This window comes from Dehalococcoidia bacterium (assembly GCA_030648205.1).
Taxonomy (GTDB): Bacteria; Chloroflexota; Dehalococcoidia; order JAUSIH01; family JAUSIH01; genus JAUSIH01.
In genome coordinates this window covers 1-25,120 of record JAUSIH010000105.1, presented here as the reverse complement: position 1 = coordinate 25,120, position 25,120 = coordinate 1, and the positions used below count along the sequence as shown (strand labels likewise).

Genomic DNA, 25,120 nt, shown 5'->3' with positions numbered 1-25,120 from the left:
TTGTGCTTCTATGCGGTCTCTGCTTTTGTTGTTGCCTTTGTATCCGCCTGGAAGTTGATCCTCTTGTGCGCCCCGTCGCAGAACGGCTTGTTATCGGACCCGCCGCAGCGGCACAGCGCGATGGCATCACCACTGACAGGGAACTCCCTGCCGCTTACGTCCACCAGCTTGATGGCGCCTTTAATCAGGTACGGGCCGTTCAACAGGGGAGTAATGACCGTCTTGTCCATTGAGACTGCTCCTTCCGTCCGTTTTGCTGCAGTAACTATCTAAAGAATAGTCACTGTCCTAATAATAGCCGTGGTCCGGAGGGTTGTCAACGTCATGCTATACTATGGACAGTTGGAGACCGAGGAAGGAATGCGGACAGTAACCAGGTCAGGCAATTCCGGCGAGCCGTGCCCGGTCGCGCGCGCGGCGCGGCTCCTTGGCGACGTCTGGTGTCTGCTCGTTCTTCGTGACCTCGCGCGCGGGACGTGCCGCTTCTCGGAGATACAGACCTCCACGGGCATGAGCCCGCGCGTGCTCAGCCGCCGCCTCCGTGAGATGGAGCGGGAGGGCCTTCTGACTCGCCGCCAGTTTGCCGAGGCGCCCCCTCGCGTCGAGTACACACTGACGGAGAAGGGACGCGCCGCGTTTCCTCTGGTGGAGGCCCTCCGTGTGTTCGGCGAGCGGTGGTTGCTGTTGCCCGCGGGCAACCACGGCGGCCCCGTGGCAAAGCAACTCCGGACTTAGCCCGTCGCCAGCCCTGCTCTTGCCTGCGAAGCCGCCACTGGCGGCTTCGGTCGTTTCGCCAGGAAGATGAGCGCGGCCCCCAGCGTGTTTGCCACGGCGAAGGCGTAGAAGGCGATGGTGTAGCTCTTCGACGTGTCATACATGTACCCTGCGAAGAGCGGCCCGCCCACCGTGCCGACCATGATGATGACGGAGAAGAACCCGCTGATGGTCCCGTAGTGCTTGCGGCCATAGTACTCGCCGAAAATGGCGCGGGTCAGGGGCGGCGCGCCGCCATAGGCGGGCGCGTAGACGAGCAGGAACAGCGCCACAGTCGTCCACGTAGCGGGCAGGTTCAGGAACAGCAGGCCCACCGACATTATCAACGTGCTGCCAAAGAGCACAACGCGCTTCTCCCAGAAGTCGCCCAGCCAGGAGAAGCCCAGTCTGCCGACCACGCTCACCACGCCCAGCGCTCCGAGCGCCAGCGCCGCCGCCTCGGTGCTGAACCCCTGGCCCTGGAGGTGCGGCATGAGATGCAGCGGAACACCGTGGCTCGCTGTCGTGCGCATCGCAAAAGCGATGGAGATAAGCCAGAACGAGGGCGTACGCAACGCCTGACGTGGCGTGAAGTCAATCTCCGCGTCCTTTGACTTCTTCTCATTGGGGACAACGGTCGTTGTCGGAGTCGCTGGCGACTCTCCGTCTGGTGTCATCCCGTACTGCTCGGGGCGCTGGCGGAAGACGAGAGACAAGGGCACAAAGACGACTATCACCAGCGTGCCTATGATGATGAGCGCCGTCCGCCAGCCATACGCGGAGATGAGAAGCGCCAGGATGGGCACCGCCGCGCCGCCCATCCCGACGCCGGCGTACAGGATGCCCATGGCTCGGCTGCGCTTGTGGATGAACCAGTTGGCGATGGCCGTCGGCATCGCCATGGCGATGCCGGTGCTCGCGCCCATCGCCACGAACAGGATGTAAATGGCGTAGAACCCGATGAGGGACTGGACCTGGGAGAGCGCGATGAACCCCAGCCCCATCAGTGTGACGCTGATCAGCACTACAAGTCGTGGGCCGTACCGGTCCACAAGATAGCCACCAAAGGGCCCGGTCAACCCTCCTTCCAGTCGGGAAAGGGAGACCACGCCGGATACGGCGGCCCTGCTCCAGCCGAACTCCTGCTCCAGCGGCAGGACCAGTGTGCTGAAGCCGTAGTAGTACAGGCCGCCCGTCAGGAACTGGGTGAACGTCCCCGCGATGACGATCCACCAGCCGTAGAACATGCGCGGCAGACGCACCACCCGCGTCACGGGACTCATGCGCGGGCGCCTCGGCGGGCGGGCTCGTCGTCCATGCCGCGGGCCTCGCGGGCGCGCAGCCACTTCGCCTTCTGCTCCACGCGCGTCTCCTCGTCGGAGGGCGTGTAGCGCGCGTGGAAGTCGCGACGGAAGTCCTCGAAGCGCCCGTCCACGATGGCGCGACGCATCGTCTCCATGAGGCGCAGCACGAAGCGCAGGTTGTGGAGCGTGGCGAGCCGGTGGGCCAGCAACTCCTCGGCCTTGAACAGGTGGTGCAGGTACGCGGCGGAGAACGTCCGGCAGGCGTAGCAGTCGCAGGTGGGGTCCACCGGCCCCGTGCGCTCGCGGTAGGGCGCGCGCAGGATGTTCACCCGGCCCTCCGGCGTGAACAGCGCCCCGTGGCGGGCCACCCGCGTCGGCAGCGCGCAGTCGAACATGTCCATGCCGCGCGCGACGCCTTCCACGAGGTCTTCTGGCGAGCCGACGCCCATCATGTAGCGCGGCCTGTCCGTCGGCAGCAGAGGCTCGGTGGCGTCCAGCGCCGCCCACGTCAGCGCCTTCGGCTCGCCCAGCGACAGCCCGCCGATGGCGTACCCGGCGAAGCCCATCGCCACTGTGCGCTCCGCCGACTCGCGGCGCAGCTCCGGCGACGTGCCGCCCTGCACGATGCCGAACAGCGCCTGGTCGTCCCGCTGGCCGGAGCGGTACGCCGTCAGGCCGCGCTCCGCCCATCGCAGGGTGCGCTCGGCGGCCTCCCGGACGGCGGGCGCGTCCTCGCCGTAGGCGGGGCAGACGTCGAGCGGCATCATGATGTCCACGCCCAGTCGCCGCTGGAGTTCGACGACCTTCTCCGGCGTCAGCGCGTGCTCCGCGCCGTCAATGTGCGAGCGGAAGGTTACGCCCTCCTCGGTCACCTTGCGCAGAAGGCCCATGCTGAACACCTGGAAGCCGCCGGAGTCGGTGAGGATGGGGCTGTCCCACGCCATGAAGCGGTGCAGCCCGCCCAGCCGCTCGATGGTCTCGATGCCCGGGCGCAGGTAGAGGGGGGAGGTGTTGCTGAGCAGGATGCGCGCGCCGATGGCCGTCAGGTCGGCGGGGTCCAGCGCCTTGACGGTGGCCTGCGTGGCGACGGGCATGAAGGCGGGGGTGGGCACGTTCCCGTGGGGAGTGCAGAGCACGCCCGCGCGGGCACGGGTGCGCGGGCAGGCGGCGTCAACGGTGAAGAAGTCAGAAGGTCGTGTCATAGTCGGCGTTTAGGCCGTCGCACAGCCTACACGCCGACGCGCGCCGCCGCAAGGGCCTAGTCTCTCCGTCATTCCGAGCGAAGCGAGGAATCTCCATGTGGATGGACATTTGACGCATGAGAATCGGATGGATAGCATGACGCTATGACATCTCAGAAGAAGCCACTGTGGCGACAGATAGTTGAATGGGCTTGGAAGGGCTGGGAATTATACGGGTTTTTGGTTTGGCTGGGTGGATTCCCAATAATAACAGCCATAGCGATAGCTCTTTTGTCGGCGCTTCAAGGTCTGACCTTGGGCTGGCAAATAGCATTTGTGTTCGGCGTAGCATGTTTTTGGCTAATAGCACTGATAGCGATTGGTAGGATTGTCCGCCACAAGATTCTGCTTAGGGAGAAAACGATAGATTACTGGAGATGTCCAGATGGCAAGCTCCACAAATGGCGGTACCTTGGCAACGGCTACTATATGTGCGAGAATTGCCCTATGCACACCGACAAAACGTCATTAAAGGCTCATACGGACACGCCGCCTCGCTAATAGTGCCCCTATAAGAACAGGTGCTATCGGCGCTCTTCAAGAACAATTTGAGACGCGGGTTTGCCGCGTACCTTGACCGGCTTCTTCATCCCTTGCGGTTTACCGCCGCTCCATTGCGCTTTGCCTTCCTTCACCATGTTCCACAGGGCTTTTTCTTCGTCGGTCTGTTCGGGCGGGACAATGACGGCGACGTCCTTGCCATGCTCCGTCACAGTCACACGTTCGCCCTTCCGCACCCGGCGCATGTAGTGTCCCAGCTTGCCCCGTAGCTCGCGCAGTCCCACTTTTGTCGTCATAGGCTACCTCCATGTGGACACATTATAGAGCTATGTGGACACATTGGAAAGCCGTGGCACAGCCACCACGTAGGCGCGTCCCGCCGCAAGCCCCTCTGCGGTTATCACACACTGCACGGGCCGCGGATGTCAGCGTGCTGTATGTGTTGCTGCTGTCACTGCCTAGTACTCTCACCGCCGTGCTTGCGCAGCCGCTCCATCCACTCCTTGACCTTCGCCTCGTAGCCCAGCGCGCCCGGCTCGTAGTAGCGCCGCCCCTTCAGGTTGTCCGGCAGGTGCTGCTGCTCCACGTAGTGCTCCGCGTATTCGTGCGCGTACTTGTAGCCGCGGTGATAGCCCAGGTCGCGCATCAGCGCCGTGGGCGCGTTGCGCAGGTGCAGCGGCACCGGGTCGTCCCGCGTCTGCCGCACGTCCTCCAGCGCCCGCAGGTACGCCGTGTACGCCGAGTTGCTCTTGGGCGCGGTCGCCAGGTACACCGTCGCCTCCGCCAGCGGCAGGAAGCCCTCCGGCATGCCGATGAAGTGGACCGCCTGCTGCGCCGCCACCGCGACGGACAGCGCCTGCGGGTCCGCCATGCCGATGTCCTCCGACGCCAGCAGGATGATGCGCCGGACGATGAACATGGGGTCCTCGCCCGCCTCCAGCATGCGCCCCAGCCAGTAGAGCGCCGCGTCCGGGTCCGAGCCGCGCACCGACTTGATGTACGCCGATATGGTGTCGTAGTGCTGCTCGCCGGCGCGGTCGTACATGAGCGCCTTGCGCTGGAGCACGTCCTGCGCCGTCGCGAGGTCAACGCGCCGCCCTTCCGCGGAAGGGTCCGGCTTCGCCACGGCGGAGGCGAGCTCGACGGCGTTGAGCGCGATGCGGGCGTCGCCGTTGGCGGCGAGCAGGATGGCCTTCATGGCGTCCGGCTCCACCCGCGCGTGGAGCTTGCCCAGCCCGCGCTCCTCGTCGGCCAGTGCGCGCTCGACGATGTCCCGCACCTGGTCGTCGGTCAGCGCGTTGAGCGTGAAGACGCGCGAGCGCGAGAGCAGCGGCGAGATGACCTCGAACGACGGGTTCTCGGTCGTCGCGCCGATGAAGGTGACGGTGCCGTCCTCGACGTGGGGCAGCGCCACGTCCTGCTGGGCCTTGTTGAAGCGATGGATTTCGTCCACGAAGAGGATGGTGCGCTGGTCGGTCATGGCGCGGCGCTCCTTCGCCTCCTCGATGATGCGGCGGAGGTCCTGCACGCCGGATGTCACGGCGCTGACCCTGGCGAAGTGCGCCTTGGTGAGGCGGGCGATGAGGAGCGCGAGGGTGGTCTTGCCGGAGCCGGGAGGCCCCCACAGGACCATGGACGGCACCTGGTCGGCCTCGATGAGCCGTCGCAGCGCGCGGCCCTCGCCGAGCAGGTGCTCCTGCCCGACGAACTCGTCGAAGGTGCGCGGGCGCATGCGCGCGGCGAGCGGCGCTTCCGCCTCCGCACGGGCCTGCCCCGCCTGCTGGAACATGTCGGGCGCGCCTTTGCTCTTACGCACCGCTTCCCCTCACTTTCTCCCCATCCAGGGTACGCGCTCTCCCCCTCGGTCCCCCTCTCAACAGAGAGGGGGAAGAAGGAAGAAGAATGAGGTCAGGGGACACCCCGGCCTTGCACACTTAATGCCTCCTGCACAAATAATCGGGCGTCTGCACAAATAATCCTTGGGTTGTGCCAAAAGTCAAAACCCGCCCCTTTTAAGCCCGGCACGAACCGCATCCACAAAGCTATCATGGGCCTGTCTTCGAATCTTCAGAGCAGCCTGCTCTAGTTGCTCAGCTCCATGCACTTCATTAATCCACTCCTGCACAAGGCGCGCTTGCTTTTTCTTGTCTTTCGGAACCAGCACGAGGATTCTGGCAGCTTCATCCTCTGGCAATTCAATCTGCCCCGTGGAACCAGTGAATAGGCGAGCAATCTGAACCTGCCCGATCTCGCTCCGCAGGAACCAGGCCGCATATTCGGGAAGTACGGTGTCTACTAATCGCAAGATGGTGACATGACCATCTGCAACCCCCCGCCCGTCACGGTCATAGACGGTGGCCTTACCTAGCGTACCCTCACCAGTAGAAGCTAGCAACAAATCGTTTTTTCTCAGCCGTGCTCCAGTTAGTCGGTTATAGATGTTCTCCGCGATGAGATCGAACGGCGGCGCAAGGCTGGTGCGGCCAATGTTGCCCGCCTTAACCACAATCACATCACTGGTGAGGTCGGCGTTGTACTCGGTTTTTGCCGGTGATTTGCCACGGTGCAACGGCTCAGTCACTAGTTGCGCTAAAGTCAAAGCCCCGGACTCTTTCAACTGTGCTACGAGAGTGAGGGTTTCAGGGTCGTAATACTTGATGTCCAACCTTGCATCCTCTTCAGAGAGGATTGTGGCTAGATTCAGCGGGAAGGAACGGAATGTGCCACCTGTGTCGTCCAGGCTAAGCGAAATTCGCGCCATGTCATCCCAGCGGGAGCGAACTAATCGAATAATAGCTTCTATCGGAGTCGAAGGGTCCTCTTCGCCAATAGAGTTGTACCCCAGCTTCCGTAGGTCAATCATTCTAACAGGATGCTCTTGAACAGCGTCCTCATTAGGTTTTCTCGTCATCAGCAAGACGCTGGACCTGACGTTTATCTTATTGGGTTCGAAAGTCACATCGGGTAGCCGGACTACGGCGTCGATGAAACACTCGTTAATCAAATGCTTTCGTATGCGGCTCATCGCCCCAGTGTTGAGCATCCCATCATCGATCACGGTGCAAATGCGCCCTGTTCGTTTGGTTATCTTCACCATCTTTTGCAAGAAGAGCGCCTGAGTTTTGGTGAGCTGAATGCCAAAACGACCTAGGTCTGCTCCTGTGAGCGTGTCCGCCTCTGACATGCCGAAAGGCGGGTTTGTAACTACGTAGTCCGCTAGAGGCAATGTCCGATGGTCTACGCGCAAGAAGTCAACTTCATCCTTGAGGCTATCACCATTGCGGATGTTGGCAAAGCCATCCCCGGCAATGATCATGTTCATTTTGGCCGTAGACGCGATTCGCTGATTAGCATCCGCACCCCAGAAGACTTCCTTCTTGATGCGCTTTACGAGTATGTCTGCTCGGTCTTTTGTATACGTCCGCCCTCTTTCGGCATTCACCTTGCTTAGGAGTTGATTCATCGCAGCAAGGAGAAAACCCCCGGAACCGCACGAGGGGTCAACCACCATCGGGTGCGCCTTAGGGTCTAGGAGTTCCGGGATTACTTGCTCCAATGGGATGAGGGAGAGCATGAACCGTACCAAGGGACGGGGCGTGAAGAACTGCCCTAAACGCCGCCCCTTGAGGCTGGCCTGCACGAAATACTCAAAGGCTGAGCCTCTGACATCCAGTTCGGAATCGGTGAAGTTAGCGCTGGAAAGTTCATTGACAACCTTCGAATACGTAGTGGGATTTCGCATGTGAAGGGTCGGAGTCATGACCTCTCCATAATTGGGAAGGTCAACCACCTGTTGCATCATGCTGGTGATGGCATCTTTTACCTGGTCGGGGGCAGACTTCTTTAAGGCCAGTTCATGAAATCTATAGGTGTAGGGTAGTGCGAAGCCTAGCTCGCCCCGATCTTGCTTCTCTTCGAGCAACTTCAGGAAGAGAAGTTTGGAAACGTCAGCAAAAACGTTCTCTTCATCCTTCTCTACGTTTCTTATCTTGTTATGGCACCGACGAATAAGCGCCTGCAATTGGGGCAGGCTTAGTCCGGGTCGAAACGGTAGGCTTTCGTCAGTTCCGAGGTCAATGTTCTCGGCGGTCGGACTGACCTTGAACTGCGCTAAGACATGATCCAATCGGTCGTAATGCGGAACCTTGCCAATAACCGAGCCATTAATCTTGATTTTTCGACCTGAGGCGACGTTATGTAGTTCAACCTCTTCGCCGTTGGTGACTACAACGAACGGGACCCGTACTACTTTCCCATAAGCAAGTGCTTGGTTACGGTGGTCTGCCGTGAGCTTGGCGCTGTCCCGCTTAGCCTCAAGCAAGAAGAGTGCTGACGCAGCTCGGGCACTTCGCTTGATGAGAATATCAACGAACCCAACCCGTTCCTGTTCGTTCTCAGCGCGTGCGCCGAAGAACATATTATCGTCGAGGTTATAACCCCGCCGCTGTAGATATGGGACTATTTTTTTGATGACCGTCGTCATCTCAGTTGCCATTAGCTAGCTTGCCTCTCTCGGAGCATACCGCCGCTTCTTGGGAGCCTTCCTTTTCTTCAAATCATCAAGAGCAAGCAAAGTAGGATTAGCTGGGTGTCGCGCTCCCGCTTTCCACTTCTCGACCGCATTGTGCGTGAGACCGATTGCGTCTGCTATAGCCGCAAGCGTCCAGCCTTTCCCCTGAAGCTCTGCGAGTTTCCTTTGTATATCGTTCACGGCAAGACCGTACCATACAGAGTACTGTGTTGTCAATAGCAAAACAGACGAATGTTGCATCAATTATCTCTTGACAAACCCATACTGAGTATGGTATAGTGAATACGACATAGATAGCACACGTGGAGGACTCAAATGGACGCGAGACAGGAACGGGGCTTGGAGATTGCGGCGCGGAGCAAGATTATACGGAAGGGCGATGTCTGGCTGGTGCCGTCCCAGACTCAAAACGGGGACAAGTACACCGTGATTCCCGGCCTGAAGTGCTCTTGCCCAGACCATGAGACCCGCCTCGTGAAGTGCAAGCATATGTTCGCGGTTGAGTATGTCATGGAGCGGGAGACCGCGCCAGACGGCACTGTCACTGAGACAGAGAGTGTAAAGGTCACAAAGGTCACGCGCAAGACCTACTCCCAGAACTGGCCCGCCTACAATGCAGCCCAGTCCGAGGAGAAGACGCGGTTCGGCGTCCTCTTGGCTGACCTCTGCAAGGGCATCCCCCAACCCATCCATGAGGGCAGAGGCCGACCGGCGCTCCCGCTGGCGGACATGCTCTTTGCGTCGGCCTACAAGGTCTACACCGGCTTTTCGTCCAGGCGGTTCACCAGCGACCTCCGGGACGCTAAGACCGAGGGGCTGGTCGCCAGCACTCCGCATTTCAATTCGGTGACGAACTATCTGGCCGACCCCGACATGACGCCCATCCTGAAGCACTTGGTCACGGTGAGCAGCTTGCCCCTGAAGGCCGTCGAAACCGAGTTTGCCATTGATTCGTCCGGCTTCACCACGTCCCGTTTCATCCGCTGGTTCAACAAGAAGTACGGGCGGGAGATTGACAACCGAGAGTGGGTCAAGGTGCACCTTATGTGCGGCGTGAGCACTCACATAGTCACCAGCGTGGACATAAGCGGTTGGGAAGCTAACGACACCACGTATTTCGTCCCACTGGTGGAGCAGACAGCCCGGAACTTTCAGATAGCTGAAATCTCGGCGGACAAGGCATATCTGAGCCACAAGAACCTTGCGACGGTGGAGGCCGTCAACGCAACGCCGTTCATCCCGTTCAAGAGCAACACGGTCCCCACCAAAGAGACATCGGCATGGGGCCGGATGTATCATTACTTCATGCTGAACCGAGACGAGTTTTTGACGCACTACCATCGCCGTTCCAATGTCGAGTCTGTGTTTTCGATGTGCAAGGCAAAGTTCGGGGACGCAGTTAGGAGCAAGAGTAGCACGGGCATGGTCAACGAAGTTTTGGCTAAGGTGCTCTGCCATAACATCTGCGTGCTTATCCAAGCGGTTCACGAGTTGGGGATTGAACCGAATTTTTGTGCACAACTTGGACTTGCACAGAAAATAGCTTGAAAAGGGCATTTGTTGTGCAAGGCCGGGATACCCCTGAGACCCCGTCAGAGGGACAGAGTCCCTCTGGACTCCCTGGTCAAGGGGCTGCGCCCCTCTGCGCCCCCGTGCACATAGGGCCAACGCCCTTTGCGAGGCCGCTCATCCTGTCCGGAGGACTCTCCGCCTTGCGGAGTCCGATGCTTCGCTCGGACCATTCGGAGAGCTTGTCGAAGGACGAGAGGCCAGCCCGTTCGCACTTCCTTTGTCATTCCGAGTCCTTCCCAAGAAGGACGAGGAATCTCCCGCCACAGCGCGTCCACGCCCGCGACTTCAGCACAGGGTGAAGTCACCGCCGGATATACACCGTCCCGCCCTCGACGACGACGGGATAGCTGCGGACTGGCCTGGTCTGTATGAACGCGAGCTGTTTGCCCACTTGTCCGTGCCGCGCCACGAACTGCTTCGGCTCGGATGGACGCGCCACGCGACCGTCCCGCACATCGAATTGGGCGGCGTGCAGCGGACACGTCACCGTCGCGCCCTCCAGCACACCGTCGCACAGCGAGACGTTCATGTGCCCGCACCTGTCGTCAATGGCGTAGTACATACCGTCCACTCTGGCGATCAGGATATCCTCCCCGCCGAGGGTGAATCGCCTCATCGTGCCCTCCGGTATCTCGTGCGTGCCGCATATCGCAACCAGCTCAGCCATGTGCGCTCCGTCCTCGTCCGCCGCGCCTACGGCGCGGTGCATTCCACCCCTCAGGGCGAGAGGTAGGCGTCGTAGTAGTCCTCTTCGGTCAGGCCCTCCGCGCTGGATGTGCCCAGCAGCCAAGGGTTGTGGTCCAGGCCGCGGCCTCCGCAGCGGGGGCACGTGACGCCGATGGCCGCTCCGCAAGGCGGAGGGCCGGGGAACTGGTGGCCGCAGTCGCGGCAGGTGTACTCGTCAGACATGACCTATGCTGTTCCCCTGAAAGGATGTTCGGTCTACATAAAGTATTGGCGATGCGTGGCCCGTGATGCAAGCGCGGGGAGATTCCTCACTGCGTTCGGAATGACAGGGAGTTACCCCGCCAACTCGACCACCGTGGCGCCGTCGCCGCCCGACTCCGGCGGAGCGGACGCGTACGCCGTTACCAGCGGATGCCCCTTCAGGTACTCCCGCACCGCCTGTCGCAGGGCGCCCGTCCCCTTGCCGTGGACGACGACCACTCGCGACAGGTGCGTAAGGGCCGCGTCGTTAAGGTATTGGTCGAGCTTGGCCAGCGCGGGCTCCACCCGCATACCATGCAGCATCAGCTCCGGCCCGACGCCTTCGCCGGGGGGTGGCGACGGGACGCGTACCGCCGCGGGCCGCACGGACGGCTCGTCCCGCCCAACGACGTCGCGCACGGGCACGCGCAGCTTCAGCGCGCCCGCCTGCACCTCTACTTTGCCCTCCGCGTCCACGTCGGAGAGCACCTCCGCGCGCTGGCTCAGCCCGCGGACGCGCACGGTGTCGCCGCGGCGCAGCGGCCCTCCTTCCGTGGAAGGACGGCGCGACGGTTCCGGCGGCGACCACGCTGGCCCCGCGACCTCCCGCCGAACGGCCTTGACCTCGGCGGAGGCTTTCTTCACGGTCTCCTTGAGCGCATCCCGCGCAACGGTGTGAGAGGCTTCCCGTTCCGCAGCCACGTCGTCCAGCGCGCGGGCGGCCCTGTCCAGCCGCTTGTCCATCTCCTCCGCGCGGCCTCTGACCTCCCGGCCCGCCTCTTCCAAGATGTCCGCCTTGCGGTCCTCCAGGCGCTCGCGCTCGGCGGCCAACTCCTGGCGCTGGCGCTCGGCGTCCATCCGGGCCGACTCCGCGGCGCGGCGCTCCGCCACCAGCGTGTCGCGCTCCCGGCGTATCTGCGTCAGCAGGCTGTCCACTTCCAATTGGCCGGGCGATATGAAGCCGCGCGCCTCGTCCAGCAGGCGACGCTCCAGCCCCAGCCGCTCAGCGATAGCCAGCGCGTTGCTGGAACCCGGCAGGCCGATGGTCAACTTGTAGGTGGGGGCCAGCGTCTCCGGGTCGAAGTCCACGCTGGCGTTCTTCATCCCCGGCGTCACGTGGGCGAACGCCTTCAGTTCGCCGTGGTGGGTCGTCGCGAGAGTCAGCGTGCGCCGCCTGACCAGCTCGGACAGCACCGCGCGGGCCAGCGCGCTGCCCTCCAGGGGGTCTGTTCCCGCGCCCATCTCGTCCAGCAGCACGAGGCTGCGGCTCGTCGCGTCGCGGAGCACGTGGACGATGTTGCCCATGTGGGAGCTGAACGTGGACAGCGACTGCTCGATGCTCTGCTCGTCGCCGATGTCCGCGTACACGCTGTCGAAGGCGTACACGACGCTCTCATCTCCCGCCGGGATGTGCAGCCCTGCCATCGCCATGACGGTGAGCAGCCCCACCGTCTTGAGCGCGACGGTCTTGCCGCCGGTGTTCGGCCCGGTGACGAGCAGGGCGGTGTACCCCTGGCCGATGTCCACGGATACGGGCACCACGCGGCCCTTGAGAAGCGGGTGCCGGGCGTCTCGCAGGCGCAGGTACGGCTCTCCCTCGCCGACTATCTCCGGCTCCGTCGCCTGGAGGGCGTTAGCGTAGCGCGCCTTGGCGAGGGCCAGGTCCACGTGCGCCAGGCGCTCCACCGTCCGCTCGATGTCCGGGGCGCGGTCGCCGACCGCCGCGCTCAGTTCGCCCAGCACGCGCTCCACCTCGCGCCGCTCCGCGATGCGCATCTCGCGCCAGGCGTTGCCCAGCTCCACCGCCTCCAGCGGCTCGATGAACACCGTGGCGCCGGAGTCGGATATGTCGTGGACGAGGCCGGGAAGCTGGTTGCGGTGCTCCGTCTTGACCGGCAGCACAAGCCGCTCCTCGCGGCTGGTGATGAGCGGCTCCTGCAGCACCTTCTGGCCCAGGGGCGAGCTTACGATTTCGCCGAGCCTGTCACAGAGTTGCGCGTGCGCCCCTCGCACGTCCTTGCGCAGGCGCGAGAGCAGCGGCGAGGCGTCGTCCTTCACCTGCCCCTGGGGACTGATCGCCCGCTCGATGTCCTGCTCCAGCCCCTGCTGGGGCGCCATCTCCCGAACGATGGCGCTCAGCGCGGGCAGGTCGCTTTCCTGGCCCAGGACCATCGTGTGGAGGGCGCGGGCCACGGCCAGCGTCCCGCGGACATCCAGCAGCTCGGACGGCTCCAGCGTCCCGCCCAGCGCCGCCCGCCGGACGGTCGTGCGCACGTCCCGTACGCCCGCCAGCGACAGGTGTCCCTTCGTCCGCAGCAGGGCGCGGGCCTCCGCCGTCTCCCGCAGTCGCCGCCGCGCCTCGGACGCATCAGAGGTTGGCGTTATACTCCGCGCCTGTTCCCGGCCCGAGTCCGTCTCCGCGTGCGCGGCCAGCGCCTCGCGCACCTTGTCGAACTCCAGGCGCTGCAGGTTCTTCCGCTGCTGCTCCTCCATGTACTCCTTTGCGGTACGACGCGGTGCTAGGCCGCAGGGCGGCTTGCCGGGGGTCCGGGGGCGTCCCCCGTCTCCGCTTTTTCATCCCCCTCTCCTTCCATGTCGGAAGGAGAGGGGGAGCAGAGGGGGTGAGGCGCCTAAAACCATTGCGCGAGCCAGCGCTTCTCGAACAGGACCTTGCCCCAGTGCCAGATGAAACTGGGCTGGCGCATCTTGACGAGGGGGACGGGCTCGGCCAGGAAGTTGCCCGAGGCGTATCCGGCCATCCCGTGGCCGGTCTCCAGAAATCAGGCCCCATGCCCGTCGAACTCCTCCGGATGCCCTCGTCCGGTGACCTCGTGTACGATGGACTTGGCGACAATCTCCGCCTCGGCGTGGGCGAAAACGCCCGCCTTGGGCAGCATCATCTTGTTGAGCAGCGGTACGGCCGTCACGTCGCCGATGGCCCAGACGTTCGAGTGCTTCGTCTTGAGGGTGCGCGGGTCCACGGGCACCCAGGGGCCGCCGTTGGTCAGGCCGGAGGCCTTCACCGCCTCCGGGCAGGCGTGCGGCGGAATGCCCACCAGGAAATCGTACTTGACTGAGTCGCCCTTCTCGAAGCTGATGACGCGCTTGTCCGGCGCGATGCTTGTCGCCTTGGCGCCGGTGTGGTAGTGGATGTTCCGCTGTTCCAGCAGGCCGCAGACCTGCGCGCCCACCGCGACCCCCGCCACCGGCATGGGCTGCGGCTCCGGTGTATAGACGTGGAAGTCCACCTTGTCTCGGATGCGGCGCTTGCGGAAGTAGGCGTCCAGCAGCAGGGCGCCCTCATACGGGGCAGCCGGGCATTTGAACGGCATGGAGGAGATCAGCAGCACCACCTTGCCGCCCTGGAACTGGGGCAGGGCGTCCCGCAGCTTGACGGCTTCCTCCAGTGTGTAGTAAGAGCGGGCGCCCGCGGCGAATCCGGGCAGCGCCTCCGGAGCCATGCGCGCGCCGAGCGACACGACAAGGTAGTCGTACGATTCCTCGCCCTTGTCCGTCGCGACTATCGAGCGTTCCGTGTCTATGCGCTGGACGGCCGCCTGCTTGAACTCGATGCCCTTGCGCTCCAGGCGGCCCAGGTCGCGGCTGATGCCCTCCGGCTTGCGCTGGCCCACCATGAGCCACAGATAGGACGGCGCAAAGGAGTGCGTGCGCGTCTGGTCAATGACCGTGACCTGGTGCTCTTTACCCAGCGCCTTCCGCAGGCGGTTTGCCGCCACCACCCCGCCCACGCCGCCTCCCAGGATGACGACTCGTTTCCCACTCATGCCTGTCTCCTTTCCAGTCCAGCCAACCGCTACGCGGTCCATCGCTCGGGTTACATAAGTGCTTCCCGTGCGCCCATTATACAATGCTACGCGCGGCCGTAGCGAAACGGCTTGACCGTGGCCACGGCCCACAAGTATACTGCGCTACGTCGTGCAGTCAGTCTGCATGTGACGAGATTAGTCGTGTCCAATGATAGGAGCGGGACGATGAGCCTGCCTCTGGAAGGCGTACGGGTACTCGACTTTTCACGTGTGCTCGCGGGTCCCGTTAGCGGAATGCATCTGGCGGATTTCGGCGCCGAAGTCATTCGCGTCGAACCTCCCGGCGGCGCGTTAGACCGACGTCTGGGGCCCTACGCTAAGGATGGGCGCAGTCTGGTTCCGCTGACTACCAACCGCAACAAGCTGGGTGCGACGCTCGACATTCGCTCGCCGACGGGCAAAGCATTGCTGATGGAGCTTGTGGCCCAAGCTGACGTCCTGATTCATAACTTCACGCCGGACACTGCCGAGGCAAACATCCTGTCGTATGAATCGCTTCGGTCCGTGAACCCTACCATCATCGTTGGAATAATCAGTGCTTTTGGTGTCAACGGCCCCTATCGGCACCGCTCGGCGGTTGACAACATCCTGCAAGCAGAGTCAGGTGCGATGAGCTACTCGGGTTTCCCTGGTTCACCCCCGTCGCGGACAGGAGCCGCCTACGTGGACGTTCTTTGCGGGGCCCATACCGCCCTGGGCATTCTACTGGCGCTTCGGGAGCGTGAGCGTACGGGCATGGGACAGATGGTTGACGCGTCCCTTATGGACACGGCGGTATCGGTCCTTGGCGCTTTTGCAGTGCCGGCTGAATACGTTGTCAGAGGACAACTGCGACAGCCCAGGGGCAACAAGAGCTTCTGGGCTTTTTCAGATACTTTGTTATGCAGGGATGGCAGGTGGGTGGTCGTTTCCATCATTGGAAACGGTATGTGGCGTAACTTCTGTGAAGCCCTGGGAAACCCGGAGTGGAGTCGCGATCCGCGTTTCCAGGATGATGAAGGGCGTCGTATTCATATGGACCAGTTGAGCGAACTGGTCGCTGCCTATATGAGTAAACATGATTCGAGTGACGTCCTGGCCAGATTGGTGGCCGCGCACGTCCCCTGCGGTCAGGTAAACGACGTGAGCGAAGTCCTGTCTCATCCGCAAGTGCGGGCGCGCGACATGCTTGTCGACATGTCATACCCGGGGATAGGCGTCATCCCGATCAACGGGCTGTCGGTGAAGCTTTCAGGCACCGGAGGGAGCATTCGCCATCGCGCCCCTGAAGTTGGTGAACACGACGAGTTTGTCTGGCGCGAGCTGCTGGGCGTATCGGCCGAACGGCTGAAGTCAGCACATATGACACGGTAATCCTCCCGCTCCTGTCAGAAGAAGGGGGACACAGGGCGGCGGGGTATCCCGATCTCGAAGGAGGACCAGCCATGAAGCTCGCAGGCAGGGTCGCGCTCGTCACCGGCAGCAGCCGAGGGATTGGCCGCGCCATCGCCCTGCGGCTGGCGGGCGGCGGCGCTCACATCGTCGTCAACTACAAGCAGAACGAGGAAGCGGCCCGCGCCACCGTGGCGGAGCTGACCGCCCTGGGCGTGCGCGCGCTGCCCGTGAAGGCCGACCTGGAGAAGCCGGAGGACATCCGCGCCCTGTTCGCTCAGGTAAAAGCGGAGTTCGGCGGCCTGGACGTTCTCGTGGTCAACGCCGCGGCCTCCGCCTTCAAACCACTCATGGAAGCGAAGGAGCACAACGTCCGCCGCACGTTCGCCATCACCGTGGACGCGTTCCTGCCCCTTGTTCAGCAGGCCGTCGCGTTGATGGAGGGGCGTCAGAGCGGGCGCATCGTCGCCGTGTCCGGGTGGGACACCCTCCGCGTCATTGACCGGCACGGCATCCTGGCGGGCGCCAAGGCGGCGATGGAAACGTGGGTCAGATACCTGGCCTGCGAGCTCGCTCCGAAGGGCATCAACGTGAACAGCGTCTGCCCCGGCCCCATAGTGAATACGCTTTACCCGCACGTGTATGGCGGCGACGCGGCTGGCTACGAGGAGTGGAAGCGCGCGCGCATCGCCGCGACGCCCAAGGGGCGCATCGGCACGCCGGAGGACGTGGCGAAGATTGTCGCCTTCCTGTGCTCCGAGGACGCCGACTGGATTGTGGGCCAGAACATCGTCTGCGACGGCGGCCTGAGCCTGACGCACCTGAGGGGCGGATAGACGGCAGGGCGGATTTCGAGTCACGAGGAACGAAAGGTGCATATGATTCAAGACCAGCGAGTTGATATTTTCTTGGACGATGAGCACTTGCGAAATCTTGCGGATGAGAAACTAAGACCATCCGATAAAGAGTATCGTCTTTTGGCTACTCGCTTGGTTGACCGATTAGGGCCTATTTTCCCCAATATGGGTATCACACTCCACAGAGTTCATTTGTACACCGCGATACCGACGGCGAGTGAGGAAGAAAAACACAAGAAAATGATTGCCCATCTTGATGCACTCAAAAGGAGTGTTGACTTCTTGGACGTGAACTACGGACGCTTGGTTCAAAGGCGTGGGAGTTTTTCTGGTAACCCGAAAGCGACTCGTGTCGAACAGAAGCGGGTGGACGTTCAACTGGCTGTTGATCTAGTATTGCTCGCCGCGCGGAATTCCTATGATATAGGTATTCTTGTTTCTGGTGATCAAGACTTCACGGACGCAGTGCTAGCCGCTAAAGACCTCGGTAAAGCCGTGGGCATCGCGACTTTGGATAGTACGGAGCCTTCAGACTTACGCTGGGCAGCGGATTTTTTCATAGATATAAATGACTGGCGAAGCCCGCGTTATCGATTGGAATGACGGGAGGCTCAGAAGTTTTTGCTGGAGGCGATCCATGAAACTCGCAGGCAGGGTGGCGCTCGTCACGGGCGGCGGCTACGGCATCGGCAAGGGTATAGCGCTGGAGCTTGCGCGGGCGGGCGCGGACGTGGCGGTGGCCGCGCGCAGCGTGGACAAGATTAACGAGACTGCTGCCGAGATACGCGCACTGGGCCGCCGCGGCATCGCCGTCCCCATGGACGTCTCGAAGGAGAAGCAGGTCGTGGAGATGGTGGCGCGCACCGTCAAGGAATTAGGCCAGATTGACATCCTCGTCAACAACGCCGGCATCGAGGGCAAGAGCGTCAACGTGTCCGACATGGAGGTGGCCGACTGGAACGAGGTGCTGGCAGTGAACCTGGTCGGCGTGGCGGTCGCCTGCCGGGAGGCGCTGAAGCACATGGTCAAGCGCAAGACCGGCGTCATTATCAACATCGGCTCCGGCGCGGGCAGGCGCGGCTTCCCGCTGCGCAGCGCCTACTGCGCCTCCAAGTGGGGGCTTATCGGCCTGACCCGGACCATCTCGATGGAGGTGGGCCGGTACAACATCCGCTGCAACTGCATCAACCCGGGCGCTGTGGAGGGCGAGCGCCTGACGCGCGTCCTGGAGGCGCGCTCCAAGGCGACCGGCATCTCGATGGACGAGATGTGGAAGCGCACCATGGACCGCGGGCCTATTCGCCGACTGGTCAAGCCGGAAGAAATCGGCGCCACCGTCGTATTCCTGGCCTCCGACGACGGCGTATCCTTCACCGGCCAGACCCTGGACGTGACCGCCGGATCAACGATGAGCTAGGCGCATTGCCACGAGTAGAACGGCCACGCGAGAGGCCTCTCGCGTGGCCGTTCGCTTTGTCCTTCCGCCGTGCGCTACAGCTACGGATTGCCGTTGAAGGGCGGGTACTCATCCCGGAGCATCATCAAGTACGCAGTGACGCGGAGCTGCCAGCGCAGGAGTTTCACCGCGAAGTCGAACAGGCCGCGCGGGTATCTGCCGGTGATCAGAATAGCGACCCATGCGATGATGCTCATGACGGCGTAGGCGATGCAGTAAAGGATTAGGATGACGACGTGAGGAATCGCAAGGATGTTTTTGATGAAAATCAGAAAGTTCAGGGCGCGAGAGACCTTGTCGGGGTATTGGATCTCCATGACCACGGGTTTCGCTGGTTGCGCTTGTGCCTGTGTCATGCCGCTCCTCCTTTATACCATTCGCCGCTCGTTCGACCACTTGAACGAGCGGTCACCCGCTTGATAAGAAACAGGGGTAGCTTTACGCAAGTCCCGCCGGCGTCACTCCCGCGGCAGATCAGCGCCCTTGAACGGAACGCGGAGCAACGGGGCGAAAATGCACCCGTTGATGATCCCCAACGTCAGCGGCAGGAGTCCCGCCACGGCGATCGCCCACCCAGCTACTCCACCGACAGCGCCGATGCCGACGGCAATCAGCACGATGCCGAGAACAATTCGCTCGCCTCGCCCAACCGGCGAGGCCATGAACCGTGCAAATCCCATACCGCTCCTCCTTTATACCACTCGCCGCTCGTTCGACCATTTGAACAAGCGGTCACCCGCTAAGTAACAGGCAGCCGTCGCCTTACGCAGGTCCCGCTGTCGGCGCGCCGGGTGCAGGCGGCGCCATGGGGGTCGGGGGCGGCGCCGTCAGGCCGCGTTTGAAATAGGCGCGCACCGGATCGGTGTAGAACTTCCAAATGAATAGCGCGTACAGCCCGACGAAGACCAGGTTGACCAGAGTTGACCCGAAGTTCCCGCTGCCTAGGCCTCCCAGGAACCCGAACAGGCTCGAAATCCCCGCGATCCACAGCAGGACAAGCGCCAGAATGCGCGCCCACCGTCGGCCCCGCAGCAAGCCGATGCCTCCAGCGATATGGACGGCCGCAAACAGCAGCAGAAAGAACGCGAGAACGACCGACAAGCGCGTCCCGGCAACCACAAGAGGGGCGAAAAGGCCTCCCGCAACCGCTCCGCTCAAGGCCGCGCCCCCCAGCGCGGCGCCTCCCGCGAGAACAAGGCCTCCCAGCGCCGCCACGCCGCCCAGAGCAAGAAAGATGATTCCGAGGACAGTCATCCAGACCGGCCGGGGCAATGACGCCGCTTGCTGCATCGCCGCCTCCTTCTCACTCCCCGTACGCAAGCCCTCAGGTCTCGCCCGCCTGTCGCCCCTGGGCGAGGCCGCCGCCACATTGACGCGTGGCCCTATCGTAGGAGAGCATATCACGGAAGTCAAGTCGCATACACGAAACGATCACACGGATCGTCGTTCAGTGCAGTTATCAAGAGGAAGTGGTACGGGCTTCACGATGAACGGAAATCACATTGGCGGCTTTGCCATCGGGCGCACTTGCCCGCATGGGGCGATGCGCAGGTCACGCAGTGGCGCAGCCAGCCCCATGCGGTCTGATTGACTTACGAAGCTCGATAAAGTAAGATGCGCTTGTTCGGGACGGAAAAGCTGTGCCTTCATATTTCATGCCTCTACGACACAGTCAGGGGGACCAGTGAGCAAGCCCGTCGCCGTAGCCGTCGTGGGATACGGGTACTGGGGCCCTAATCTTCTACGCAACTTCCGCGGAGTCGCTGGCAGCCGTGTCCTCTACTGCTGCGACCTGGACGACAAGCTACTAGACAAAGTGCGCAGCCAGTACCCGGACGTGCAGACGACCACACGCTACGCCGACGTTTTGCAAGACCCCGCAGTGGATGCGGTTGTCCTCGCGACGCCTGCCCGAAGCCATTACCCGCTGGCCCGCGAGGCCCTCTCCCACGGCAAGCACGTCCTTGTAGAGAAGCCCCTTGCTTTGAACATCCAGGACGCGGAGGGCATGATCCGTCTGGCCCAGGAGCACAAGCGCCTGCTGATGGTGGGCCATTCCTTTGAGTACAATCCCGCCGTCCTGAAGATCAAGGAACTGCTCACCGCGGGCGAACTGGGAGACGTGTTCTATATCTACAGCACGCGGGTCAATTTGGGACGCATCCAGCAGGACCTCAACGCGCTGTGGAGTATCGCACCTCACGACATCTCCATCCTGCTGTATCTTCTGGACGCCATGCCTCTCGAAGTCCGAGCTCAGGGTGGGAGCTATTTGAGCAAAGGCATAGAGGACGTCGTGTTCCTGCTCCTTCGCTTTCCAGGCAACGTCATTGCTCACGTCCACGCGAGCTGGCTGGACCCGTCGAAGGTGCGTCGCATGACGATCGTGGGCAGCCGCCGCATGGTTGTGTACGACGACGTGGACAACGAAGCCAAGCTGAAGATGTATGACAAGGGAATCGTCAAGGGGGGCGAACAGGTCTACGGCGAGTTCCAGATGCGCATTCGCTCCGGCGATATCTATGTCCCACGGATTGACCTGACCGAGCCTTTGCACCTGGAGTGCGCCCACTTCGTGGAGTGCGTCCGCAGCGGGACCCGTCCTCGGACCGATGGCGAGAATGGGCTGCGGGTGGTGCGTGTACTGGAAGCAGCCCAGCAGTCATTGCAACGGCAGGGGGCGCCGGTGGAGATTGCGGCGCTCTCCGGGGGGCGATAAGACATGGCAAAGGCGCGAATCCCGCTGGTTGACCTCAGGGCGCAGCATGACGCTAACCGCTCGGAGATATGGGCCGCCATTGAGCGGGTCATAGAGTCGTCCCAGTTCATCATGGGCGAAGAAGTCGAGCGATTGGAGGCGGAGTTCGCGGCGTTCTGCGGCGCGCGCTACGCTGTGGGGACTTCCTCCGGCACGACGGCGCTTCAGTTGGCCCTGCTCGCTTTGGGCGTTGGCCCTGGCGACGAAGTCATCACCACACCTCACACGTTCATCGCCACCGCCGAGGCGGTCTCCCACGTCGGCGCGCGTCCCGTTTTCGTGGATATAGACACCGCGACGTATACCATGGACCCGGGAAAGCTGGAGGCCGCCATCACTCCTCGGACGAAGGCGGTCATTCCCGTGCATCTCTACGGGCATCCGGCGGACATGCGCCGTATCATGGAGATAGCGCGTCGGCGTCATCTGGTCGTGCTGGAGGACGCTGCGCAGGCGCACGGCGCCGTGTGCGAGGGGCGAAAGGTCGGAGCGTGGGGTGATGTTGCCGCGTTCAGTTTCTACCCGGGCAAGAACCTGGGAGCGATGGGGGACGCGGGCGCTGTCGTCACGAATGACGAAGCGATTGCGCGACAGGTGAAGCTGCTGCGCAACCATGGCCGCGCCGAGAAGTACGAGCACCAGTGCGTAGGTTACAATGCCCGCCTTGACACCCTGCAGGCGGCGGTCCTGCGTGTGAAGCTGCGGCGCTTGGAGGAGTGGAACCGCCGCCGAAGAGCGATAGCGCAGGTGTACGGCCAGACGCTTGCGGGAACACCATTGGTCATCCCCTCGGAGCGACCCGGCTGCCAGGCTGTTTATCACCTGTACGTGGTGCGCTCCCCGCAAAGAGACTTGCTGCGCGAGCACTTGCGGCCCCAGGGCGTGGAAACGGGAATCCACTATCCGCTTCCGCTGCACCTTCAGCCGGCTTACAGTGCCCTGGGCTATCGGGCCGGAGCGTTCCCGTGCACGGAGCAGGCCGCGCGAGAGGTGCTTTCACTCCCCATGTACCCGGAGATGACTGAAGAGCAGGTGCGCCAAGTCTCCGCCGCCGTCGTGACGTTCTTCGCCAGTCCGGTCGCCGCGAAAAAAGCCAGCTAGGAATCAGACTCTAGCCCGAGAGACCCTTCCTCACCAGTGCCTCCTCCAGCGCCCGGCAGACCGTGTCCGCGCGTGCGTCCCATGAGCTTTCCTGCGCCAGGGCCTTCCGCCTCTCTTGAAGCCGGGGTGTATCTGAGGCCATAGCTTCGTCCACTTTGGCGATGAACTCGTCACGCGTTGCTGCCACCGCGATGAGTCCTCCTTTATCCGCGCCGGCGGTTGCGGTCAGAGAGAGCACGGGTTTGCCCGCGGCCAGGTAGAGCCAGACCTTCAGGACGCTTTCCTGGCTTGGCAGATGGCCGGGCCGCGATATCTGGAGGCACAGGTCTGCATGGGCCAGATAGCGGGGCAGGTCGCCGTAAGGCTTCAGACCGAGGAAGTGGATGTTGTGGTGTCCAGCAAGGCGTTCATGCAAGTGGCGAGGCAGTGTGTCCTGTCCAATGAGGACGAGCGAAAGGTCAGGACGTCTCGAAGCGAGCATGTCTATCAAGTCCCAGTCAAGATACGTGTTGAGGCCGGCGCCCACGAACGTCAGGCGCGGCCGCGGAATGGCGGCCAGGTCCTCCGGCTCGTCGGAGGGGACAGGCGCGAGGAATGGCTCAAGCAGGAGGCCATTTGGAGAGTAGAGAGTAGCGCGGGAGCCGCGTCGCGCCCTCTTGGCCTCGAACTGGACGACGCTGACAGCGGTCACCACGTCAGCGTTGTCCGTCAGCCATGCATCCATTGTCCCGCAAGCCTCGCGCACCCGCGCGGGCAGGTGTTCAAATTTTGTGAAGTCCTCCGTGCAGTCGTACCACAGCAGGGCCGGCTGCACACTCTCCAGCACGCGCTTGTCAACCAGCGGCAGCGAGACGCAGACGATGGGGAGGGAGAAGCCCATGCGTGAAGTCAGTCGCCTGAGCGTCCTCGCCTGACCGTGCACGCGGAACAGATTGTCCACGGCGCTTAAGATTGGGGACTGACGCAGGCCCAGGGGAGTCACAGGAGTCCACAGGCATATCTTGGGGTGGACCTGGAGCATCGTGCGCCTCTGGCGGAGCAGGCGGCTCCACCGCCGCTGCGCATCGGCGTCAGGGGGGTGCCGGAGCCACCACAGGAGAGACGAAAGAGACAGGGGCTGCTCAACGTACAGCGCGCGGTCGAAAAGGCTCTTGCTGGCGAGGCTGTGGCACAGGGCCTGTCGGCGTCGCCAGAGGTCGTCCCACTGGTCGCCGAAGTAGATCAGGCTGTGCTGGCGCCCCGGGCCTGGAGTGTGGGAGGTGTCCACCGGCCTCAATGCGCCAGCTAGACCAGGCGTCGGAGGCGCAGCTCCGACACCCGCTTGATAATCCGGGCGGGATTTCCGATGACGACCGCTTCCGGTGGCACGTCGTGGACCACGACTGCGCCCGCGCCCACCAACGCGTTCTCTCCGACCACGATGCCCGGCAGCAATGTGGCGTTCGCGCCAATGCGCGCGCCCTTCTTGATGGTGGGGCCTTTGAGGTTGCGCCCGCCGCTCGGCGGATACAGGTCGTTGGTAAAAGTAGCCCTCGGCCCAATCCAGCAGCCGTCCTCCAGGACGCAGAACTCAGGGATGAAGCATTGGCTATGGATGCGGACATTGTTGCCGATGGTCACGTGGTGCTCCACAACGGTATGGCTGCCGACGCTGACGTTGTCGCCGATACGGTTGTGCTCGCGGATGAGGGTGCCGTGGCCGGTCTGGAAGTTGTCGCCTATCACGCAACCCGCATAGATGACCGCGTGGGACCGGATGACCGCGTGTCTGCCAATGACGGTGGCAAGCGCGCCCGCCTCCACGCCACGCGGCGGCGTGCCGACGATGACGTACTCACCTATCTGAGCGTCCTCGCCGAGGCCTACGTTGGGATAAAGCTTGTAGTCTTCAGTCATCGAAGTCCGGCATCGCCCGACATGGGCGGCTGCCACGCTTTCTCGTCTGCAAGGCCTTCATTCTACCTTACCCGGAGGGACAGGAGCAACAGGAGCCGTCGCCGCCGCTACTCCATGTCTCCCCACGTGAGTCCCGCCTTGAGGTCAACCTTGAGGTGTACCTTCATCTCCATCGTCTGCGGCATCAGCTCCAGCAGGAGGGCGCGCATCGTCTCCATCTCGTCGCGGGGCACCTCAAAGATCAGCTCGTCGTGCACCTGGAGGAGCATGCGGCTCCGCAGGCGCGTTTCGTCCATGCGCTGCTGCACGCGAATCATCGCGATCTTGATGATGTCCGCCGCCGTGCCCTGCACCGGATGGTTGATGGCCATCCGCTCCGCCGCGGCGCGCACCTGCTGGTTGGCGGACACGATTTCGGGGATGTACCGGCGACGGCCCAGCAGCGTCTGCACGTAGCCCTTTTCGCGCGCCTCCCGCTTGGTGCGTTCCATGTATTCCTTCACGCCCGGGTACTTCTGGAAGTACCGTTCAATGAAGGCCGCCGCCTCCTCGCGTGACGCGCCTATCTGCTGGCTCAGGCCGAACTCACCCTGCCCGTAGATCAAGCCGAAGTTCACCGCCTTGGCCATGCGGCGCATGTCCGAGGTCACGCCGCTCAGGGGCACGTTGAAGACCTGCGCCGCCGTCGCCGCGTGGATGTCCTCTCCGCGCTGGAACGCGGCGATCATGTCCGTGTCGCTGCTCATGTGCGCGACGATGCGCAGTTCAATCTGAGAGTAGTCGCCGGAGAGGAGCTGCCAGTCGGGCGCACCCTCGGCGACGAAGGCCTTGCGCACCTCTCGTCCTACCTCCGTGCGCACGGGGATGTTCTGGAGATTGGGGTCCGAGCTGCTCAGACGGCCCGTGGCGGCGATAGTCTGACTGTAGCTGGTGTGCAGCCGCCCGGTGCGCGGGTTGACCAGGGCGGGCAGCGCGTCCACGTACGTGGACTTGAGCTTCTGGAACTGGCGGAAGTCCAGGATTTT

At 62.8% G+C, this 25,120-nt stretch carries 25 protein-coding genes; 8 read left to right on the top strand and 17 right to left on the bottom strand.

Features of this window, described 5'->3' with window-relative positions:
* Positions 1–8: 8 nt before the first annotated feature.
* On the bottom strand, positions 9–230 hold the full coding sequence (locus Q7T26_11860; GenBank protein MDO8532834.1) for a CDGSH iron-sulfur domain-containing protein: 222 nt from the start codon (positions 228–230) through the stop codon (positions 9–11).
* Between the two features lie 94 nt (positions 231–324).
* Between Q7T26_11860 and Q7T26_11855 the strand changes: the two genes are divergently transcribed.
* On the top strand, positions 325–735 hold the full coding sequence (locus tag Q7T26_11855) for a helix-turn-helix domain-containing protein (GenBank protein MDO8532833.1): 411 nt from the start codon (positions 325–327) through the stop codon (positions 733–735).
* Here the strand turns inward: Q7T26_11855 and Q7T26_11850 are convergent.
* From Q7T26_11850 to Q7T26_11830, 5 genes are all read right to left on the bottom strand, one after another.
* On the bottom strand, positions 732–2,036 hold the full coding sequence (locus Q7T26_11850) for an MFS transporter (protein MDO8532832.1): 1,305 nt from the start codon (positions 2,034–2,036) through the stop codon (positions 732–734). The two genes, Q7T26_11855 and Q7T26_11850, sit on opposite strands and share 4 nt — an antisense overlap.
* Positions 2,033–3,259, bottom strand: coding sequence for a tRNA guanosine(34) transglycosylase Tgt (gene tgt, locus Q7T26_11845; protein MDO8532831.1), 1,227 nt, complete (start codon positions 3,257–3,259; stop codon positions 2,033–2,035). Before tgt ends, Q7T26_11850 begins: the two co-directional genes overlap by 4 nt.
* 563 nt (positions 3,260–3,822) lie before the next feature.
* Positions 3,823–4,095: a type II toxin-antitoxin system Phd/YefM family antitoxin gene (locus Q7T26_11840; GenBank protein MDO8532830.1), complete on the bottom strand. Its 273-nt coding sequence runs from the start codon at positions 4,093–4,095 to the stop codon at positions 3,823–3,825.
* Positions 4,096–4,250: 155 nt separating this feature from the next.
* Positions 4,251–5,588, bottom strand: a complete 1,338-nt coding sequence (locus tag Q7T26_11835) for a replication-associated recombination protein A (protein ID MDO8532829.1) — start codon at positions 5,586–5,588, stop codon at positions 4,251–4,253.
* A gap of 207 nt (positions 5,589–5,795) precedes the next feature.
* Complete coding sequence (locus tag Q7T26_11830; protein ID MDO8532828.1) at positions 5,796–8,294, bottom strand: N-6 DNA methylase; 2,499 nt, start codon at positions 8,292–8,294, stop codon at positions 5,796–5,798.
* A gap of 351 nt (positions 8,295–8,645) precedes the next feature.
* Between Q7T26_11830 and Q7T26_11825 the strand changes: the two genes are divergently transcribed.
* Positions 8,646–9,878 carry a transposase gene (locus Q7T26_11825; GenBank protein MDO8532827.1) on the top strand — a complete coding sequence of 411 codons (1,233 nt, stop codon included), beginning with the start codon at positions 8,646–8,648 and terminating at the stop codon, positions 9,876–9,878.
* Positions 9,879–10,203: 325 nt separating this feature from the next.
* On the opposite strand, the gene Q7T26_11820 is transcribed toward Q7T26_11825, so the two are convergent.
* The 5 genes from Q7T26_11820 to Q7T26_11800 form a co-directional block, all read right to left on the bottom strand.
* Positions 10,204–10,611, bottom strand: a complete 408-nt coding sequence (locus tag Q7T26_11820) for a non-heme iron oxygenase ferredoxin subunit (protein ID MDO8532826.1) — start codon at positions 10,609–10,611, stop codon at positions 10,204–10,206.
* Positions 10,612–10,619: 8 nt separating this feature from the next.
* On the bottom strand, positions 10,620–10,811 hold the full coding sequence (locus Q7T26_11815; protein MDO8532825.1) for a hypothetical protein: 192 nt from the start codon (positions 10,809–10,811) through the stop codon (positions 10,620–10,622).
* 111 nt (positions 10,812–10,922) lie between these two features.
* On the bottom strand, positions 10,923–13,322 hold the full coding sequence (locus Q7T26_11810; protein MDO8532824.1) for an endonuclease MutS2: 2,400 nt from the start codon (positions 13,320–13,322) through the stop codon (positions 10,923–10,925).
* Between the two features lie 137 nt (positions 13,323–13,459).
* The gene (locus Q7T26_11805) at positions 13,460–13,588 is read right to left on the bottom strand and encodes a hypothetical protein (GenBank protein ID MDO8532823.1); all 129 of its coding nucleotides are present in this window, start codon (positions 13,586–13,588) and stop codon (positions 13,460–13,462) included.
* 21 nt (positions 13,589–13,609) lie between these two features.
* Positions 13,610–14,614 carry an FAD/NAD(P)-binding oxidoreductase gene (locus Q7T26_11800; GenBank protein MDO8532822.1) on the bottom strand — a complete coding sequence of 335 codons (1,005 nt, stop codon included), beginning with the start codon at positions 14,612–14,614 and terminating at the stop codon, positions 13,610–13,612.
* A 207-nt stretch (positions 14,615–14,821) separates the two neighbouring features.
* On the opposite strand from Q7T26_11800, the gene Q7T26_11795 reads away from it, so the two are divergent.
* From Q7T26_11795 to Q7T26_11780, 4 genes are all read left to right on the top strand, one after another.
* Entirely contained in the window at positions 14,822–16,009 is a 1,188-nt protein-coding gene (locus Q7T26_11795) for a CoA transferase (GenBank protein ID MDO8532821.1), read from the top strand.
* Positions 16,010–16,080: 71 nt separating this feature from the next.
* Complete coding sequence (locus Q7T26_11790) at positions 16,081–16,863, top strand: SDR family oxidoreductase (protein ID MDO8532820.1); 783 nt, start codon at positions 16,081–16,083, stop codon at positions 16,861–16,863.
* A gap of 42 nt (positions 16,864–16,905) precedes the next feature.
* Positions 16,906–17,487 carry an NYN domain-containing protein gene (locus tag Q7T26_11785; GenBank protein MDO8532819.1) on the top strand — a complete coding sequence of 194 codons (582 nt, stop codon included), beginning with the start codon at positions 16,906–16,908 and terminating at the stop codon, positions 17,485–17,487.
* A 34-nt stretch (positions 17,488–17,521) separates the two neighbouring features.
* Positions 17,522–18,301, top strand: coding sequence for an SDR family NAD(P)-dependent oxidoreductase (locus tag Q7T26_11780; protein ID MDO8532818.1), 780 nt, complete (start codon positions 17,522–17,524; stop codon positions 18,299–18,301).
* Between the two features lie 80 nt (positions 18,302–18,381).
* On the opposite strand, the gene Q7T26_11775 is transcribed toward Q7T26_11780, so the two are convergent.
* The 3 genes from Q7T26_11775 to Q7T26_11765 all read right to left on the bottom strand — a co-directional run bounded on the left by Q7T26_11775 (position 18,382) and on the right by Q7T26_11765 (position 19,630).
* On the bottom strand, positions 18,382–18,696 hold the full coding sequence (locus tag Q7T26_11775) for a DUF4389 domain-containing protein (protein ID MDO8532817.1): 315 nt from the start codon (positions 18,694–18,696) through the stop codon (positions 18,382–18,384).
* A 102-nt stretch (positions 18,697–18,798) separates the two neighbouring features.
* Positions 18,799–19,020 (bottom strand): DUF2892 domain-containing protein, encoded by a 222-nt coding sequence (locus Q7T26_11770; protein MDO8532816.1) that lies wholly within the window; start codon positions 19,018–19,020, stop codon positions 18,799–18,801.
* A gap of 82 nt (positions 19,021–19,102) precedes the next feature.
* Positions 19,103–19,630 (bottom strand): hypothetical protein, encoded by a 528-nt coding sequence (locus Q7T26_11765; protein MDO8532815.1) that lies wholly within the window; start codon positions 19,628–19,630, stop codon positions 19,103–19,105.
* A gap of 394 nt (positions 19,631–20,024) precedes the next feature.
* On the opposite strand from Q7T26_11765, the gene Q7T26_11760 reads away from it, so the two are divergent.
* Complete coding sequence (locus tag Q7T26_11760; protein ID MDO8532814.1) at positions 20,025–21,059, top strand: Gfo/Idh/MocA family oxidoreductase; 1,035 nt, start codon at positions 20,025–20,027, stop codon at positions 21,057–21,059.
* A gap of 3 nt (positions 21,060–21,062) precedes the next feature.
* Positions 21,063–22,199, top strand: a complete 1,137-nt coding sequence (locus Q7T26_11755; protein ID MDO8532813.1) for a DegT/DnrJ/EryC1/StrS family aminotransferase — start codon at positions 21,063–21,065, stop codon at positions 22,197–22,199.
* A gap of 10 nt (positions 22,200–22,209) precedes the next feature.
* On the opposite strand, the gene Q7T26_11750 is transcribed toward Q7T26_11755, so the two are convergent.
* The 3 genes from Q7T26_11750 to Q7T26_11740 all read right to left on the bottom strand — a co-directional run.
* A complete protein-coding gene (locus tag Q7T26_11750; protein ID MDO8532812.1) occupies positions 22,210–23,466 on the bottom strand; it encodes a glycosyltransferase in 1,257 nt (418 codons plus the stop codon).
* A gap of 17 nt (positions 23,467–23,483) precedes the next feature.
* Positions 23,484–24,095, bottom strand: a complete 612-nt coding sequence (locus tag Q7T26_11745) for a DapH/DapD/GlmU-related protein (GenBank protein MDO8532811.1) — start codon at positions 24,093–24,095, stop codon at positions 23,484–23,486.
* 107 nt (positions 24,096–24,202) lie between these two features.
* Positions 24,203–25,120 (bottom strand): DNA polymerase (locus Q7T26_11740; GenBank protein ID MDO8532810.1); only part of this gene is annotated, 918 nt, incomplete at its 5' end.